This is a genomic window from Variovorax sp. J22P240, from assembly GCF_030316855.1.
Classification (GTDB): Bacteria; Pseudomonadota; Gammaproteobacteria; order Burkholderiales; family Burkholderiaceae_C; genus Variovorax.
On the sequence record NZ_JASZYR010000009.1, the window covers coordinates 93,807 to 108,039 of the forward strand.

Consider the following 14,233-nt stretch of genomic DNA (forward strand, 5'->3'; position numbering starts at 1 on the left):
GATGAATTCCACGACCGCCGAAAAAGTGATCCCGATTGCCGTCGATACGGGCACTGCATATGGACGCAAGCCCGGGACCCACAACCCGACGCTGACCGAGGTGGGCCCAGGCACGCCGATGGGCGAACTGCTGCGTCGCTACTGGCACCCGATCGGGCTGGCAGGCGATGCCAGCGACACACCGCGCAAGGTGCGGGTGCTCGGTGAAGACCTGATCCTCTTTCGGGACAAGAGCGGGCGGCCTGGCCTGGTGCATCCGAACTGCGCCCATCGCGGCGCGTCGCTCTATTACGGCCGGGTCGAAGAGCGCGGCATCCGCTGCTGCTACCACGGCTGGTTGTTCGATGCGGAGGGTCACTGCCTGGAGCAGCCTTGCGAGCCTGAACTCGGGCGCGCCCGCGGCCGCATTCGGCAACCCTGGTACCCGGTGCAGGAGCTCTACGGCCTGGTCTGGACCTACATGGGGCCGCCGGAAAAGAAGCCGACGCTGCCGCGCTACGACGCGCTAGAGCGCTTGGATGAAGGCGAGATCATCGAGACCAACGATGCCAGCATCGGCGGCGGCGGGCCGCAAGTCATCCCTTGCAATTGGCTGCAGCACTACGAGAACCTGGTTGACCCCTTTCACGTGGTTGTGCTGCATTCGAGCTTCAGCGGCACCCAGTTCGTCGAGCAGATGGCTCAGATGCCTGAGGTCAGTTGGGACACGGTCGAACTCGGGGTGCGCACAACCTCTGTGCGGCGCCTGCCGGATGGCAAGGTGTTCCGACGCATCAGCCAAGCGGCCATGCCGACGTTGCGCGTCATTCCGAGCCCTCGCGTCGGACGCTACGGTCGGGTGGAATCGCTGGGGTGGATCCTGCCGATCGACGATCGCAGCTTCCGCATCTTCGTGGTCGGCCGCGTGAGCGAAAAGGGCGAGCTAACTCGCATGCGATCGCGCATGAACGGCAAGCTTTGGGAAGAGCTCACCGAAGAAGAGCACCAGCGTATGCCCGGTGACTACGAGGCGATGGTGAGCCAGGGCGCGATCACGCGGCACTCGGAGGAGCACCTGGCGACGTCCGACCGCGGCATCGCGATGCTGCGTCGCTACCTGAAGGCGCAACTGGCGCTTCTAGAGGCAGGCGAAGATCCAGCCGGCGTGAGCTTCGACCCGGACGCGGAGCCGGTGGTCTTTGACGCCGGCAACTACCTGGACGATCGATGAGACTGCTGCTGAACCGTTGATCATTGTGTACGTGTGGAGGTAGCCGATACAGGCGCCCGTGCCGCCGAACCAATGCGTTGTCTGCGCGCCGTGAACGTCCGCTATCGCACGAGTTCTGCGCAGCAGCCAACCGGCCGCTTTTGGCCGGGTCCTGCTTGTCGCCTGCGCACAGGCTACTACCGGTCAGACTGGTTGAAGACGTTCGCCTTTGGGCTGTTGAATGTCTGCGATTGGCGAATGCAGACCTTCGCACAATTCTTCGCGAACAGCCGGTCTACCTTTGGGACTTGACCTTCGCCGGCATCGTAAGCGGATCCTGACGACAGGTCGCGCTCTGCACCCTCGGAAGCCTGACAGAGGCTCAATCAGACTGCGATTCGATGAGATTGCTCCGTAGCGTCACAACCGCCTTCTGGATTTCATCAAATTCGTCTGGTCCAAGGCCAGTGGCGTCGGCGAGGCTGATCTTCTGAAGCCGTTCGCGCAGCCGTCGACCTTCCTTCGTCAGACGGACTCGCACCTGGCGCTCGTCCTCCGAATCGCGCTGTCTCTCCAGATACCCCATCGCCTCCAGCTTCTTCAGCATCGGCGTGAGCGTGTTCGATTCGAGAAACAGCTTCTCCCCCAAACTGCCGACGGTTTGGTTGTCCTCCTCCGATACTGCGACGACGGTGATGAACTGCGTATAGGTGAGTCCTAGTGGCTCGAGGTTCGGCTTGTACGTCTTGCCAAAAGCCAGGTTCGCAGAGTAGACCGCGAAGCACAAGAAGTCCGAGAGCTTCGGATTCGAAGAAGCAGCTTTGTCGGTTGGTCTCATTTGCGTCCTCTTTGCCAGAACCCTTGTTCGGCAGCCTCAATTATAAATCGTATGCGATAGTATCGGAAAGGCTCATCGCGCGTGGGTACTCCGACGCCCGACATCTGACGGCACGTCAGGAATCCAGTCCAGCGGGCTCGGATCGGATTCCCCGCACCGCTGCTACCAGCTGCCCTACGTTCGCCACGTTCTCTGCGGCGAGCGCTTGTCGCGGTGCGTCGACGGAGACGGTGACGGCCGCGCACAACGCGGAAATGGCGATGATCGCCAGAGGGGCGAAATAGGGGAGCCAGTGAGGCCCCTTGCTTGGCTGGCTAGGTGAGACCGCGCTGAGGTCGAGCACTTTGGGCGCGTTCCCCCCGACGTAGGCGTTGGACAGCAGGTCGGCACGGCTCTGCAAGCGTTTCCCTCTATCGCTCAGGCGCCTGCCGCCCAGGACGGCTGTTTCGGTTTGTGTCGTCATTTCCATCCTTTCGCCGGCGTCATGCCGGTTTTGCGTGATGCAGGGCGCAGAGCCGGCTGCCGTCCGGCTCGTGCGATGGGCGCGGTACGGGCCCCACCACGGGGCTCCCGCGCCGACTTCCTTGCGGACATTTAGGAAGTGCGGCCGACACGCCGCGTGTTGGACACGACGAGCCGACCGCGTATTGCCTCACGACGTGACGACGGTCACGCCCACATCGATATTTCCTCGAGTGGCCTTCGAATACGGGCAAATCTCGTGTGCCTGATGCGCAATGGCTTCGGCGACTTCTTGCGCCAGGCCCGGCACGCTGACATTGAATCGCGCCTGGATGAAGTAAGCCTGACCGGTCTGGCCTAGGTCGACTTCGATCTCGACGGCGAGGTTGGGCGGGAGCGTCACCTTCTTCTCCTTGGCGACGAGGCCGATGGCAGCGATATAGCAAGCGGACCAGGCGCCCGCGAACAGCTGCTCTGCAGTGGGGTGCGGCTGGATCGCCGAGAAGACATGTGCGGGCTTGGCGCCCGGCGACGACAGCTGGATGTTGAGACTGTCGTAGTGACCACGCGAAGCGCCGGCGGTGTTGTTGACCGTGGTGTTCGTCTTGCCTGTGGCCAGGACTTTTTCGATCTTGCTCATGGTGTGGTTCCTTGGGTTGCGGTTGAAGAATTGAGGGATGCGATGTAGTTGCGGGAGAAAACTGATTGATGAATGCTGCTCAAAGCGGAAGTTGCTCGCCGCGCGCGGCGGCGCGAGCCTGGGCTTGCAGCGCGGCCGGATCGACAGAGCCAACGGATACCGAAGCGACGCCTTGGCCGTAGCCTTCCGCATAGGGGTTCGCGCTCCGCGCAGTCGCTGTTGCCTGGGCACGCACCGCGGAACGCTCGGTCGAAGCGACCAGCCGGGGCACGACACGCGAGGAGGCGCCTTCGGCGTATGCGTTCTCGGTGCGAGCGGCAATCACCGCCTCGACGCGGACTTCGACGCGACTGTTGGCCGACACGGGCGCTTGCACGCCTTGGTAGGTTTCGGCTTGGGCTCCGACAGCTGCCCCGAGAAGGGAGAGAAATGCGGCAGAGATGAACTTGGACGTCTGCAACTGGGCCTTGGCGGTAGCTATAAGGTTTGAGGTCGTCATGTCGGTTTCCTTTGGGACTGTTTCGATGGGATGGGTGGGATGTGGTGTATAACACGGATGCGATGCGATCGCATACGATATAAATGGCGAGATTTAGAGCGGCAGTTGCTGACCGCGTGCGGCGGCACGAGCCTGTTTGCGCGGCTCGGTGCGATCGACAGAGCCAACCGAAACCGGAGCGACGCCTTGGCCGTAACTCTCCGCATAGGGGTTTGCGCTCCGTACGCTCACCACTGCCTCGCCGCGCACCGTGGAGCGGTCGGTCGACGAGGTGACCACCTGAAGCGCGACGTGCGAGGCGGCGCCTTCGGCATACGGGTTCGCGATCCGTGCACTGATCACAGCCTCGGCGCGAATGTCCTCGCGCTTGTTGATCGACACCGGCGCGTGCACGCCTTGATAGGTTTCAGCCCGCGCGCCGGCACCGACAAGAACGCCGAAGGCGGCGAGAAGAGAGATGGTGGCGGTGGCGACGTAGTTGGTGGTCTTCATTTCAGTTTCCTTTGATGGTTCACGAGATGGTTGGCTAGGAGAGTTAATCGTATGCGATGTAAGCGTATGCGATGGACAGAATCATAGCCACGTCAGAATCCATGTCAAGGGACCAAATGCAGGGAAGTTGTAACGGAACACAAATCGATTCAAGCGGATCGGGAGCCTGCTACATCGCACCTGGAAATCAGGCACTGGAACACTTCCGTCGGCGGCGCATGAATGTGCTGGGCTTGACGGCCGAGCGCCGTTCAACCTCGACAACCGCGCGGTCTGCGGCAGATTTCGGCTGGTAAGGCAGCCTTGTTGACGTTGTTGACGTTGTTGGCGCGGTGCCGAGCTCCTCCCTAAACCAAGGTTTAGTCCTCCCAACCAACGGTGCAAGCTCTCGGCCCGTCGGTTGAGGAGTGTCTGCGTTTCGGGCGCGAAAATCGTGCGCATCGACACCCGAGGATCGAACCCATGTCCCTTGGGGCAATACAAACCAACCGCGGAGCCTGTCATCGTCACTCCCGGGCTGTGAGATTTGCACTCACAGCCAACCAACCATCGGTTGCCAAGGAGTTCGCCATGCAACAGACACAAGCTTTCAGTAATCGTCCTTTTCGAGGAGATGTGATGGCAGCCCCCGAAGGGCGAGGGCTAGGCATGAACGATTACGCCACCCATAATTTGACTGCGCCCCGACCCTCACATCAGCTCTACTTCGCATCGTTGCTTGACCCAGATCTGGCGCTCTCGTTTCCGTGCAACCGCTGCGGAGAGGTTCAACTCGACGAGCTCAGTGAGCGTGCTCGGAACAACTACTTCCTTGCGCGTACCGCGGAAAAGCTGGGCCGGGACTTTGGTCCGCCGATGGTCATCGCGCTGGACAACGGCTCGATTCACTGATTACAGCTTTCTAAGACCGTCCGTCTAGCTCGCTAGCTCTCTCCAGATCCGGCGCGCGATCCATGCCCTATCGCTCCGCCAATAGCGCACGGCGCACAGACGTGTCCGCGCGCTCCGATAACAGGGCGAACAAACCGATGAGGACTCCGCAATGACCACCAAGATCCAAACCGTTCTGCTCACGGGCAAGACTCATACGACGGCCAGCCACCGTGAAGGCGCCGCTCGCGGCGATGAACTCGTCGACATCAAGCTCTCGATCCCCGGCAAAGCCGGCGACGGAATCGAGTTCACGGCGATCAAGATGCATCCGACCGCGGAACAGCTGTTCGCCGGCGCCTGGTCGGCCTGCTACACCGGCGCGCTTGGTCTCGTAGCCAAGGCGAAGAAGGTGACGCTCCCCTCCGACATGTCCGTCGACATCGAAGTGGATCTCGGCATGACCGGCGCGGCGTACTTTATCCAGGCCCGGATAGACGTCCGCATGCCAGGCGTTGCCCTCGACCTGGCGAATGCCATCGCGCACGCAGCGCACGACATTTGCCCGTACTCGAAGGCCGTGCACGGCAACATCGAGGTCGCCACCAATGCTGTTGCCACGGATGCCGTGGCGGCGTAATGAGCGCTGCGGCTGTTCGCTTTCTCCTTGTCGAACCGGCCGTCGGCTCCGCTTTGTTCGTACCGCTCTGACGAGCTACACCAGGCAGATGACCAACACGACGCTATGGTCATTGCCCTGGCAGCGCCGACGGGCGGGAGCATAGTGACCGGATGGCCGCATTGGCATGTGGAGTGGTTTCCTGTGCATATTCATTCGCAAGAGAATGCCGTGCCGAACTCAGATGCTTGTGTTGTGGTCATCGACGACGACACGGAATTTCGAGAATCGCTCGAAAGGCTATTGCGATCGGCCGGGCTGCGTGCCCAAGCGTTTGCGTCGATAGCGGAATTCGCGAAAGCGGAATCACCCGACAGCCCTACCTGCCTGGTCCTCGACGTGAGGATGCCGGGGAGGAGCGGGCTGGAATTTCAGCGCGATCTTGCCGCCGCGGGGGTGGAGCTACCAATCGTCTTCATCACCGGACACGGTGACATCCCGATGACCGTGCAGGCGATGAAGGCGGGTGCGATCGAGTTTCTGACCAAGCCGTTCCGGGACCAAGATCTCTTAGACGCCGTGAACGTAGGGCTCGCTCGAGACCGTGCACGTCGCGCGGCCGAAGGATCCCTGACCGCGCTGAGGGCTCAATTCCAGGAACTCACGCCCCGTGAGCGCGCGATTCTTCTCCAGGTCGTTCAGGGGCGCCTGAACAAGCAAATTGCCGGCGACCTTGGCGTTACCGAGACCACGGTAAAAGTTCATCGGAGCAACATGATGCGCAAGGTCGGGGCTGCATCGCTCCCCGAACTCTGCCGGATGGCCGACAGACTCAACCTGCTGCGGACGAAGTCCGACCATTCGTAGCTTGACCGCATGGTCGTGTTGACGCCGCGCCGAGGGCCGTCGACTGACCCCATGCCTAAACCAAGGCTTAGAGATCAAAGGCCGCTGCGGCGGTATCCTCTCCAGCACAGCGTTGCTCGGCCGCGCTGTCGTACAGGTTGTCGCGGCTGCGAGCGACTCAACGGAGGCTGCCTTGCTTAAGCCATCCCTGATCTCCATCGTCGATGACGACGAGCCCTTTCGCGACTCGATGCGAAGGTTGCTTAGATCGCTGGGCTACTCCGTCGCTGTGTTCCCGTCCGCTGGGGAATTCCTCGCATCGACCAAACTTGCGGCCACTGCTTGCCTGGTCGCGGATGTTCACATGCCCACAGTAACGGGGATTGACCTCTACAAGCAGTTGATCGAGAACGGGCACGCGATTCCAACGATTCTCATCACTGCCTATCCGGATGAAGGCGTTCAGGCGCGCATGCTGGACTTAGGAGTGCGCTGTTACCTTAGCAAACCGCTGGAGGAAGCCCACCTGATCAAGTGCCTTCGTTCCGTTTTCGAGCGCGGCAAGCAGCCTTGAGAGGCGTCAAAGCCGTCCATTTTTCGTTATCGGCGAGGCACACTAAGAACTACAACTTGGACGTCGAGCAAGACGACCTCCCCAGAATCGGCGGGGCCCAGGAGCGTTGACTTGACGAAGGAGCCAATCAGATGAACGTATCCGCATTGCTCGGGGCTGATTGGGAAAACGCCTCTGTCGACATGTTGTGGGCAGACGCTGAACGCGTCTTTTGCAGATTGTGGGGCGACGATGCCGAGCACCACAGGCACGCTTTCATCCCCGTCTCTTCCGGCGCCGATCACCCCACGATTCAGAGTGTCAATCGGCTTGCGCACGAATATGAATTCAAGGACTATCTTGACGCGGCCTGGGCATTGCGACCGTTGGAGTTGGTTCGCGAGCGCGGACGAACGATGCTTGTTGTGGAGTACACAGGCGGGGAGCCACTGGATCGCCTTATCGGCCACCCCATGGAGATTGGACAGTTTCTCCGCCTCGCCATCGCCCTGTCTGCGGCGCTGGGTCGGCTCCACGGACGTGGGCTCATCCATAAGGACCTCAATCCTGCCAACTTTCTCGTAGATTCCGTCACAGGGCAAGTGTGGCTCACTGGCTTTGGCATCGCCTCACACCAGAGGCGTGACCACCAGGTAGCAGATCCCCCCGCGATCATCGCCGGCACGCTGGCCTACATGGCACCGGAGCAGACGGGACGGATGAACCGCGCCATCGATGCGCGCAGCGACCTTTATGCGTTGGGCGTGATCTTGTACCAGATGGTCACCGGCGTGCTGCCGTTTGCCGCAGCGAATCCCATGGAAATGATGCATTGCCATATCGCACGCCAGGCCGTGACTCCTGCCGAGCGGAGTCCAGGCGTGCCCGCAGCGATTTCGGCAGTCATCATGAAGTTGCTCGCCAAGACGCCGGAGAATCGTTATCAAACCGCGGCCGGTGTTGGCGCCGACCTGCGGCGCTGCCTCGCGCCACATCATCTGGCCGGCGGCATCGAGACCTTTGCTCTGGCGGCGCACGACATCCCCGATGTCCTCCAAATTCCCGAAGAGTTGTACGGTCGGGAGGAGAGCATCAAGGCGCTGCTCGTGGCATTCGATCGCGTCGCTGTCGAAGGCGGTTGCGAGCTGATGCTTGTCTCCGGCTACTCTGGAATCGGCAAATCGTCGGTGGTCAACGAGCTGCAGAAGGAACTGAGCCATTCAAAGAGGATCTTCGCTGCGGGAAAGTGCGATCAATTCAAGCGCAACATTCCGTACGCAACGCTCGCCCAAGCGTTGCAGGGCCTCGTGCAGATGATCCTTCGCAGCAGCGAAGCAGAACTCGCTCGCTGGAGCGACTCCATCAGGCGAGCCCTCGAGCCGAACGGCCAGATCATCGCGGCCCTCATTCCCGAACTGGAACTCGTCATAGGCAAGCAGGCCCAGGTCCCAGACCTGCCATCGCAAGACTCTCGTAACCGGTTCCAGATGGTGTTCGGCGCCTTCCTGCAGGTGTTTGCGCAGCCGGAGCATCCGCTGGTTCTATTTCTAGACGACCTGCAATGGGTCGACGGCGCGACACTTGCTCTGGTCGAGAACATGGTCGGTCAGCGCGAGACTCGCCACCTGCTGCTGGTCGGCGCCTATCGTGACAACGAAGTCGGACCCTCGCATCCGCTCGCCCTGGCTCTGGACGCCCTGCGCCGGACTGGCACTCGTGTGAACGACATCGTGCTTCCGGCTCTCGGGGTCGATGATCTGGTCCGGCTTGTCGCGAGCGCCCTCCATTGCGATGAGCAGCGCGTGCGTCCGCTGGCGCGCCTAGTGGCTGAAAAGACCGGCGGCAATCCCTTCTTCGCGATCCAGTTCCTGACCGAGCTCGCCGCCGAGGGGCTTCTGTCATTCGATGCGGGTGCTGCGACCTGGACCTGGGACGTCGCGCGCATTGGTGCAGAGGGTTACACGGACAATATCGTGCAATTGATGCTTGGGAAGCTGAAGCGACTGCCGGCTCCGGGACAGGAGGCCTTGAAGGAGTTCGCCTGTCTTGGCAACATGGCGGACTTGGCGACGCTCGCAATCGTGCGGGACAGGCCGGACGAACAGATCCACCCGGCGTTTCGGGACGCCACGAAAGCGGGACTTGTCATTCGCCTCGACTCTGCCTACCGGTTTGCGCACGACCGGGTGCAGGAGGCGGCGTACGAACTGATCCAGCCCGCATTGCGAGCCGAAGTTCATCTTCGCATCGGACGCAGGTTGCGTGCGGCGAGCGAAATGGAGCCCACGGCCGAGCGTCTTTTCGCAGTGGTCAACCAACTCAATCACGGCGTCGATCTGATCACCGACGTTGAGGAAAAAATGGCCTTGCTCCGGCTGAATGTGCTCGCCGGCATCCAAGCAAAGGCCGGGATTGCTTATGGCGCGGCGCGCGACTATCTGGCGCAAGCAGCGGCGCTTGTTGCGGCAGATGCCTGGACGCGGTACTACGACACGACGCTCGATCTGTATCTGGGCCTGGCCGAGTGCGAATACCTGGTAGGCAAATTTGATGCGGCCGATCTGCTGTTCGAGCTGATGCTGAGCAACGCGTGCTCCAACCTCGACCGCGCTCGGATCTACAGCTTGCGCATGAAGGCCTATCAGGTCGGCAACAGTTACAACGAGAGCTTCGTCCTTGCGCTCGAAGCACTGCAACTGTTCGGTGTCACCTTTCCCGAATCGGACGATGAGATTCAGACAACTGCAGATGCCGAGTTTCGAGCCGTAGCGGTCAACCTCGGTGAGCGCCGTATTGCTGATCTGCTCGATGCGCCAGTAGCGGATGCTCCGGAGGTGCGAGCCATCATCGATCTGCTCGTCGAGGCGGTGCCCAGCGCATACAACGGCAGGCCGGAGCTATTTCCGCTGGTCGTCATGAAGGCGGTAAACTTCTCGCTCCGATACGGCAACACTGACCAGTCCAGCTATGCCTACGCGGTGCATGCGCTGATGCTCGTTGGGGTGCACGGCGACATGGTGCAGGCGTTCGAGTTCTCCGAAATGGCGCTGCGGCTCAACGAGAAATTCTCGAACGCGCGCCTGCGCGGGGCGCTGCTTCATTTGCATGGCGACCATGTCAACTTTTGGCGGCGCCCATTCGCGACTGGCGCGCCGATCCTGGAACGAGGGCTTCGCGCTTGCCTTGAAGTTGGTGACCTGGTCTATGCGGGACATCTGTCCTTTCTAATGGTCTGGCAGGCGATCGAAAGAGGGGATCCGCTCGAAGAGGTGGGCACGTTGGCCGCCCGCAATGCAAAGTTTGCCCGCCAAAGCCACAACGACGCGGTCTACCAGACGATCCAACTCGAGCAGCAGTTCCTCGCCAGCCTGCGGGGAAGGACGAGCGATCCGCTGAAGTTCGACGCTGCCGGCTTCGATGAGGGCGCGTCGCTCGCCACGATTGCGAAGGCCGCATTCGGTTGCGGCAGCGTCTTCCATCCGATCATGAAGCAGATCCTCGCTTTCCTGCACGGCCGGCTTGCGGCGGCTTTGGATGCCGCGCACTTGGCGGAGCCTATGCTTGCTGCCGCGATGGCGACGCCCATAGAGGCGACCCATCACTTCTACCATGCACTCACCCTGACGGCGCTGTACCCACGCGCGTCGCTGAACGAGCAGGCGCTTTTGATTAATCTTCTCGAGGACAAGCTGAAGAAGCTGAAACTTTGGGCCGACAACTGCCCCCAGAACTATCACAACCGGTACGCACTGGTGCGGGCGGAGATGGCTCGGATCGGAGACAGGCCGGAAGAGGCCATGAACCTGTACGAGGAGGCGATCCGGTCCGCCAGGGACAACGGTTTCGTTCAACAGGAGGCTATGGCGTTCGAACTGGCTGCGCAGTTTTATGCAAAACGCGGATTCGACACGATCGCTCATGCGTATCTGAGGCACGCGCGTGACGCTTACGCCCGCTGGGGCGCGGACGGCAAGGTGCAACAGCTGGATGAGATCTACCCACGGCTGCGCGATGAGACGACTGCGTCGCAGTCGCCAACCGCGATCGCGAAGACAGCGGAACACCTCGACCTCGCGACTGTGGTCAGGGTCTCCGAAGCCATATCGGGTGAGATCGTCCTGGAGAAGCTGCTCGATACGCTCATGCGCACGGCAATCGAGCACGCCGGCGCCGAACGTGGTCTGCTGATTCTTTCCCGAGCTGATGAGCATCGGATAGAAGCCGAAGTCACAACCCGCAGCAATGAAGTGACTGTCGATCTACGAGAAGCGACCGTCACAGCGATGGATCTTCCCGAGTCCGTTTATCGCTATGTCCTTCGGACCAGAGAGAGCGTTCTGCTGCCTGATGCATCCAGCCAGAACCCATTCTCCAGCGATGACTACATTCGCGCGCACCACGCCCGGTCGGTTCTCTGTCTGCCGATACTCAAGCAGGCCCGATTGCTCGGCATGCTGTACCTGGAGAATAACCTCACGCCTCACGCATTCACCCCCGCGCGAATGGCCATCCTCAAGCTGCTTGCCTCGGAAGCAGCAATCTCGATGGAGAACGCGCGCCTCTACCGCGACCTCGCCGTGCGCGAGCGCCGAATTCGACGCTTGGTGGATGCCAACATCATTGGGATCGTCATTTGCGACGTCGAAGGTCGAATCCATGATGCCAATGACGCGTTCCTTCGCATCGTTGGCTACGACCGTGAGGATCTGATGTCGCAAAGCATCCGCTGGACGGACATGACGCCACCGGAGTGGCGGATACGTGACCAACAGCAGTTGGTACCAGAGCTGAAGATGACCGGCAGCCTGCAACCGTTCGAAAAGGAGTTCTTCCGGAAGGACGGCAGCCGCGTGCCCGTGTTGATCGGGGTCGCGAACTTCGAAGATGGCGGATTCCAAGGCGTCGCGTTCGTGCTGGACCTGACGGAGCGCAAGCGCGCCTCGGATGCGGTCCGCGCGCTGCAGATGGATTTGGCGCACGCGAATCGTCTGGCGACAATGGGACAGCTTGCGGCCTCCATCGCGCACGAGGTCAATCAGCCGATTGGTGCCGCACGTAACAATGCTCATGCTGCGCTGCGCTTTCTCGCGGCGGCGCCCCCGGATCTTGCGGAAGTCAGGGAAGCGCTCGAGTGCGTGGTGAACGACACCTATCGGGCGAGGGACATCATTGGCGGGATTCGCGACCAGGTTAGAAAAGTGCCTCCCCAGATGAAGGACATCGCTCTAAACGATGCTATCGAAGAAGTCATTGCACTGGTGCGAGGAGAGCTGTCGAAGAATCACGTCTCGATCGAGACACGGTACGCGGAAGATCTGCCAGCGGCTCGCGGAGATCGAGTTCAACTGCAGCAGGTAATTTTGAATCTGATACTCAACGCGATCGAGGCCATGATCGGCGTCGACACTGATGTGCGGACGTTGGTGATCAGCACCGAAACGAGCCCGTCGGAGGGCTTGCTCGTTACGGTCGGCGATTCGGGACCCGGCATGGCACAAGAGGATCTCGAGAGGGTTTTCGAATCCTTCTACACCACCAAGGCGAGCGGAGTGGGAATCGGCCTGTCGATCTGCCGCTTCATCATCGGCGCTCACGGCGGAAGACTGTGGGCGGACTCCCGTCGGCCTTGCGGCGCCGTTTTCAGCTTCACGCTTCCAGTCCTCGACTGAACCAAGGTTCAGTGCCCCCAACCATGTACGCGGGCTCTCGGCCCGTTGGTTGAAGACCGGCTGATTGTTTCGGGTGCACCACTCGCGTCCGTCGATACCAAGAGGTGGCACCAGTATCCCACGGCGCAATACAAACCAACCGCACCGCCCGGCATGCTCACTTTCGGGTTTGTGAACATTTGCAGTCACACCCAAATGCAACCACCCCGTTGCAAAGGAGTTCGCCATGGAGCAAACGCCCGATCCCGGTCGCCGTCTCGTTCTCGGAGCCGCGGCGGCAACCGCTGCAAGCACTCTGGGTCTTTTCGCTCTATCGGAAAGGGTCCAAGCCGCGAATCAAGGTGCGCAACAGGCGAGTAGCGACGACGGCGCTATCCGCCCCTTCAAATATCGAGCCACGGACGCCGAACTCGCTGACCTGCGTCGGCGTATCGCGGCAACAAAGTTCCCCGAGAAAGAGCCCGTCGCCGATCCGTCCCAGGGCGTGCAGCTCGCGACGGCTCAGAAGCTCGCGCGCTACTGGGCTAAGGAGTACGACTGGCGCAAGGTCGAGGCGAAACTGAACTCCTACCCGCAGTTCATCACCGAGATTGACGGGCTTGACATTCACTTCATTCACGCCCGTTCCAAGCATGAACATGCGTTGCCCTTGATCGTCACGCACGGCTGGCCGGGCTCGGTCATCGAGCAGCTAAAGATCATCGAGCCGCTGACCAATCCCACCGCGCATGGTGGCACTGCGTCCGACGCCTTTCACGTGGTTGTTCCGTCGATGCCGGGTTACGGATTCTCAGGCAAGCCGACAACGACGGGATGGGACCCGACGCGCATCGCGCGTGCCAATATCGCCTTGATGAAACGCCTCGGCTACACGCGATATGTAGCGCAAGGCGGAGACTGGGGTGCTCTCGTCACGGAACAGATGGGCGTGCTGGCACCGCCGGAACTGCTCGGGATCCACATCAACTTGCCTTCTGCCGTGCCGCCCGAAGTCCTCAAGGCGCTCCAGTCCGGCAGCCCGCCGGCCGGCCTCTCGGCGGAGGAAAAGTACGCATTCGAGCGGCTAGGCTTCTTCTTCGCCAACGGGCTGTCTTACGCACAGCAGATGGCGAACCATCCGCAGACGATGTACGGGATTGCGGATTCACCGGTCGGACTCGCCGCCTGGTTCCTCGATCACGACCTGCGCAGCTACGAGCTGATCGCGCGCTCGTTCGATGGGCAACCGGAAGGCCTCACGCGCGATGACGTCCTCGACAACATTACGATCACCTGGCTGACCAACACGGCGGTATCCGGAGCTCGTCTCTATCGAGAGAACAAGCTGCCGTTCTTTGCCCCGATGGGCGTCGCCATCCCCGTTGCCGTGAGCGCGTTTCCCGACGAGCTCTACCAGGTCCCGCGGTCTTGGGCGGAGCGAGCATATCCCAAGCTCGTGCACTACAACAAGCTTCCCAAAGGCGGTCACTTCGCGGCGTGGGAACAGCCTGAACTCTTGACATCTGAACTGCGCGTTGGATTCAAATCATTGCGGTAGTTGTCTGACAGTTCGTGCG

At 61.1% G+C, this 14,233-nt stretch carries 12 protein-coding genes; 7 read left to right on the forward strand and 5 right to left on the reverse strand.

Annotated features, from left to right (window positions below; all coding sequences use genetic code 11):
• The first annotated feature begins 1 nt into the window (after window position 1).
• The gene (locus QTI24_RS20910) at window positions 2-1,210 is read left to right on the forward strand and encodes an aromatic ring-hydroxylating dioxygenase subunit alpha (protein WP_286603080.1); all 1,209 of its coding nucleotides are present in this window, start codon (window positions 2-4) and stop codon (window positions 1,208-1,210) included.
• A 361-nt stretch (window positions 1,211-1,571) separates the two neighbouring features.
• On the opposite strand, the gene QTI24_RS20915 is transcribed toward QTI24_RS20910, so the two are convergent.
• The 5 genes from QTI24_RS20915 to QTI24_RS20935 form a co-directional block, all read right to left on the reverse strand.
• Window positions 1,572-2,027 (reverse strand): MarR family winged helix-turn-helix transcriptional regulator, encoded by a 456-nt coding sequence (locus tag QTI24_RS20915; RefSeq protein WP_286603082.1) that lies wholly within the window; start codon window positions 2,025-2,027, stop codon window positions 1,572-1,574.
• 115 nt (window positions 2,028-2,142) lie between these two features.
• Window positions 2,143-2,490, reverse strand: coding sequence for a hypothetical protein (locus QTI24_RS20920; RefSeq protein ID WP_286603084.1), 348 nt, complete (start codon window positions 2,488-2,490; stop codon window positions 2,143-2,145).
• A 189-nt stretch (window positions 2,491-2,679) separates the two neighbouring features.
• A complete protein-coding gene (locus tag QTI24_RS20925) occupies window positions 2,680-3,129 on the reverse strand; it encodes an Ohr family peroxiredoxin (protein ID WP_286603085.1) in 450 nt (149 codons plus the stop codon).
• A 79-nt stretch (window positions 3,130-3,208) separates the two neighbouring features.
• Entirely contained in the window at window positions 3,209-3,628 is a 420-nt protein-coding gene (locus tag QTI24_RS20930; protein ID WP_286603086.1) for a helicase SNF2, read from the reverse strand.
• Between the two features lie 93 nt (window positions 3,629-3,721).
• Entirely contained in the window at window positions 3,722-4,120 is a 399-nt protein-coding gene (locus QTI24_RS20935) for a helicase SNF2 (RefSeq protein ID WP_286603088.1), read from the reverse strand.
• Window positions 4,121-4,690: 570 nt separating this feature from the next.
• Here QTI24_RS20935 and QTI24_RS20940 point away from each other — a divergent pair.
• The 6 genes from QTI24_RS20940 (at window position 4,691) to QTI24_RS20965 (ending at window position 14,214) form a co-directional block, all read left to right on the forward strand.
• Entirely contained in the window at window positions 4,691-5,011 is a 321-nt protein-coding gene (locus QTI24_RS20940) for a hypothetical protein (protein ID WP_286603089.1), read from the forward strand.
• Window positions 5,012-5,162: 151 nt separating this feature from the next.
• The gene (locus tag QTI24_RS20945; RefSeq protein ID WP_286603090.1) at window positions 5,163-5,630 is read left to right on the forward strand and encodes an Ohr family peroxiredoxin; all 468 of its coding nucleotides are present in this window, start codon (window positions 5,163-5,165) and stop codon (window positions 5,628-5,630) included.
• Between the two features lie 105 nt (window positions 5,631-5,735).
• Window positions 5,736-6,476: a response regulator transcription factor gene (locus QTI24_RS20950; protein ID WP_286603091.1), complete on the forward strand. Its 741-nt coding sequence runs from the start codon at window positions 5,736-5,738 to the stop codon at window positions 6,474-6,476.
• Window positions 6,477-6,648: 172 nt separating this feature from the next.
• The gene (locus tag QTI24_RS20955) at window positions 6,649-7,029 is read left to right on the forward strand and encodes a response regulator transcription factor (protein ID WP_286603092.1); all 381 of its coding nucleotides are present in this window, start codon (window positions 6,649-6,651) and stop codon (window positions 7,027-7,029) included.
• A gap of 131 nt (window positions 7,030-7,160) precedes the next feature.
• Window positions 7,161-12,677, forward strand: coding sequence for a trifunctional serine/threonine-protein kinase/ATP-binding protein/sensor histidine kinase (locus QTI24_RS20960; RefSeq protein WP_286603093.1), 5,517 nt, complete (start codon window positions 7,161-7,163; stop codon window positions 12,675-12,677).
• 226 nt (window positions 12,678-12,903) lie between these two features.
• Complete coding sequence (locus QTI24_RS20965) at window positions 12,904-14,214, forward strand: epoxide hydrolase family protein (RefSeq protein ID WP_286603095.1); 1,311 nt, start codon at window positions 12,904-12,906, stop codon at window positions 14,212-14,214.
• Window positions 14,215-14,233: the final 19 nt, after the last annotated feature.

Bases quoted from the DNA above. Each gene is read 5' to 3' on its own strand.
- QTI24_RS20945 (WP_286603090.1), top strand. From the start codon at position 5,163: ATGACCACCAAGATCCAAACCGTTCTGCTCACGGGCAAGACTCATACG.
- QTI24_RS20935 (WP_286603088.1), bottom strand. From the start codon at position 4,120: ATGAAGACCACCAACTACGTCGCCACCGCCACCATCTCTCTTCTCGCC.
- QTI24_RS20940 (WP_286603089.1), top strand. From the start codon at position 4,691: ATGCAACAGACACAAGCTTTCAGTAATCGTCCTTTTCGAGGAGATGTG.
- QTI24_RS20950 (WP_286603091.1), top strand. From the start codon at position 5,736: ATGGTCATTGCCCTGGCAGCGCCGACGGGCGGGAGCATAGTGACCGGA.
- QTI24_RS20910 (WP_286603080.1), top strand. From the start codon at position 2: ATGAATTCCACGACCGCCGAAAAAGTGATCCCGATTGCCGTCGATACG.
- QTI24_RS20960 (WP_286603093.1), top strand. From the start codon at position 7,161: ATGAACGTATCCGCATTGCTCGGGGCTGATTGGGAAAACGCCTCTGTC.
- QTI24_RS20965 (WP_286603095.1), top strand. From the start codon at position 12,904: ATGGAGCAAACGCCCGATCCCGGTCGCCGTCTCGTTCTCGGAGCCGCG.
- QTI24_RS20930 (WP_286603086.1), bottom strand. From the start codon at position 3,628: ATGACGACCTCAAACCTTATAGCTACCGCCAAGGCCCAGTTGCAGACG.
- QTI24_RS20925 (WP_286603085.1), bottom strand. From the start codon at position 3,129: ATGAGCAAGATCGAAAAAGTCCTGGCCACAGGCAAGACGAACACCACG.
- QTI24_RS20915 (WP_286603082.1), bottom strand. From the start codon at position 2,027: ATGAGACCAACCGACAAAGCTGCTTCTTCGAATCCGAAGCTCTCGGAC.
- QTI24_RS20920 (WP_286603084.1), bottom strand. From the start codon at position 2,490: ATGACGACACAAACCGAAACAGCCGTCCTGGGCGGCAGGCGCCTGAGC.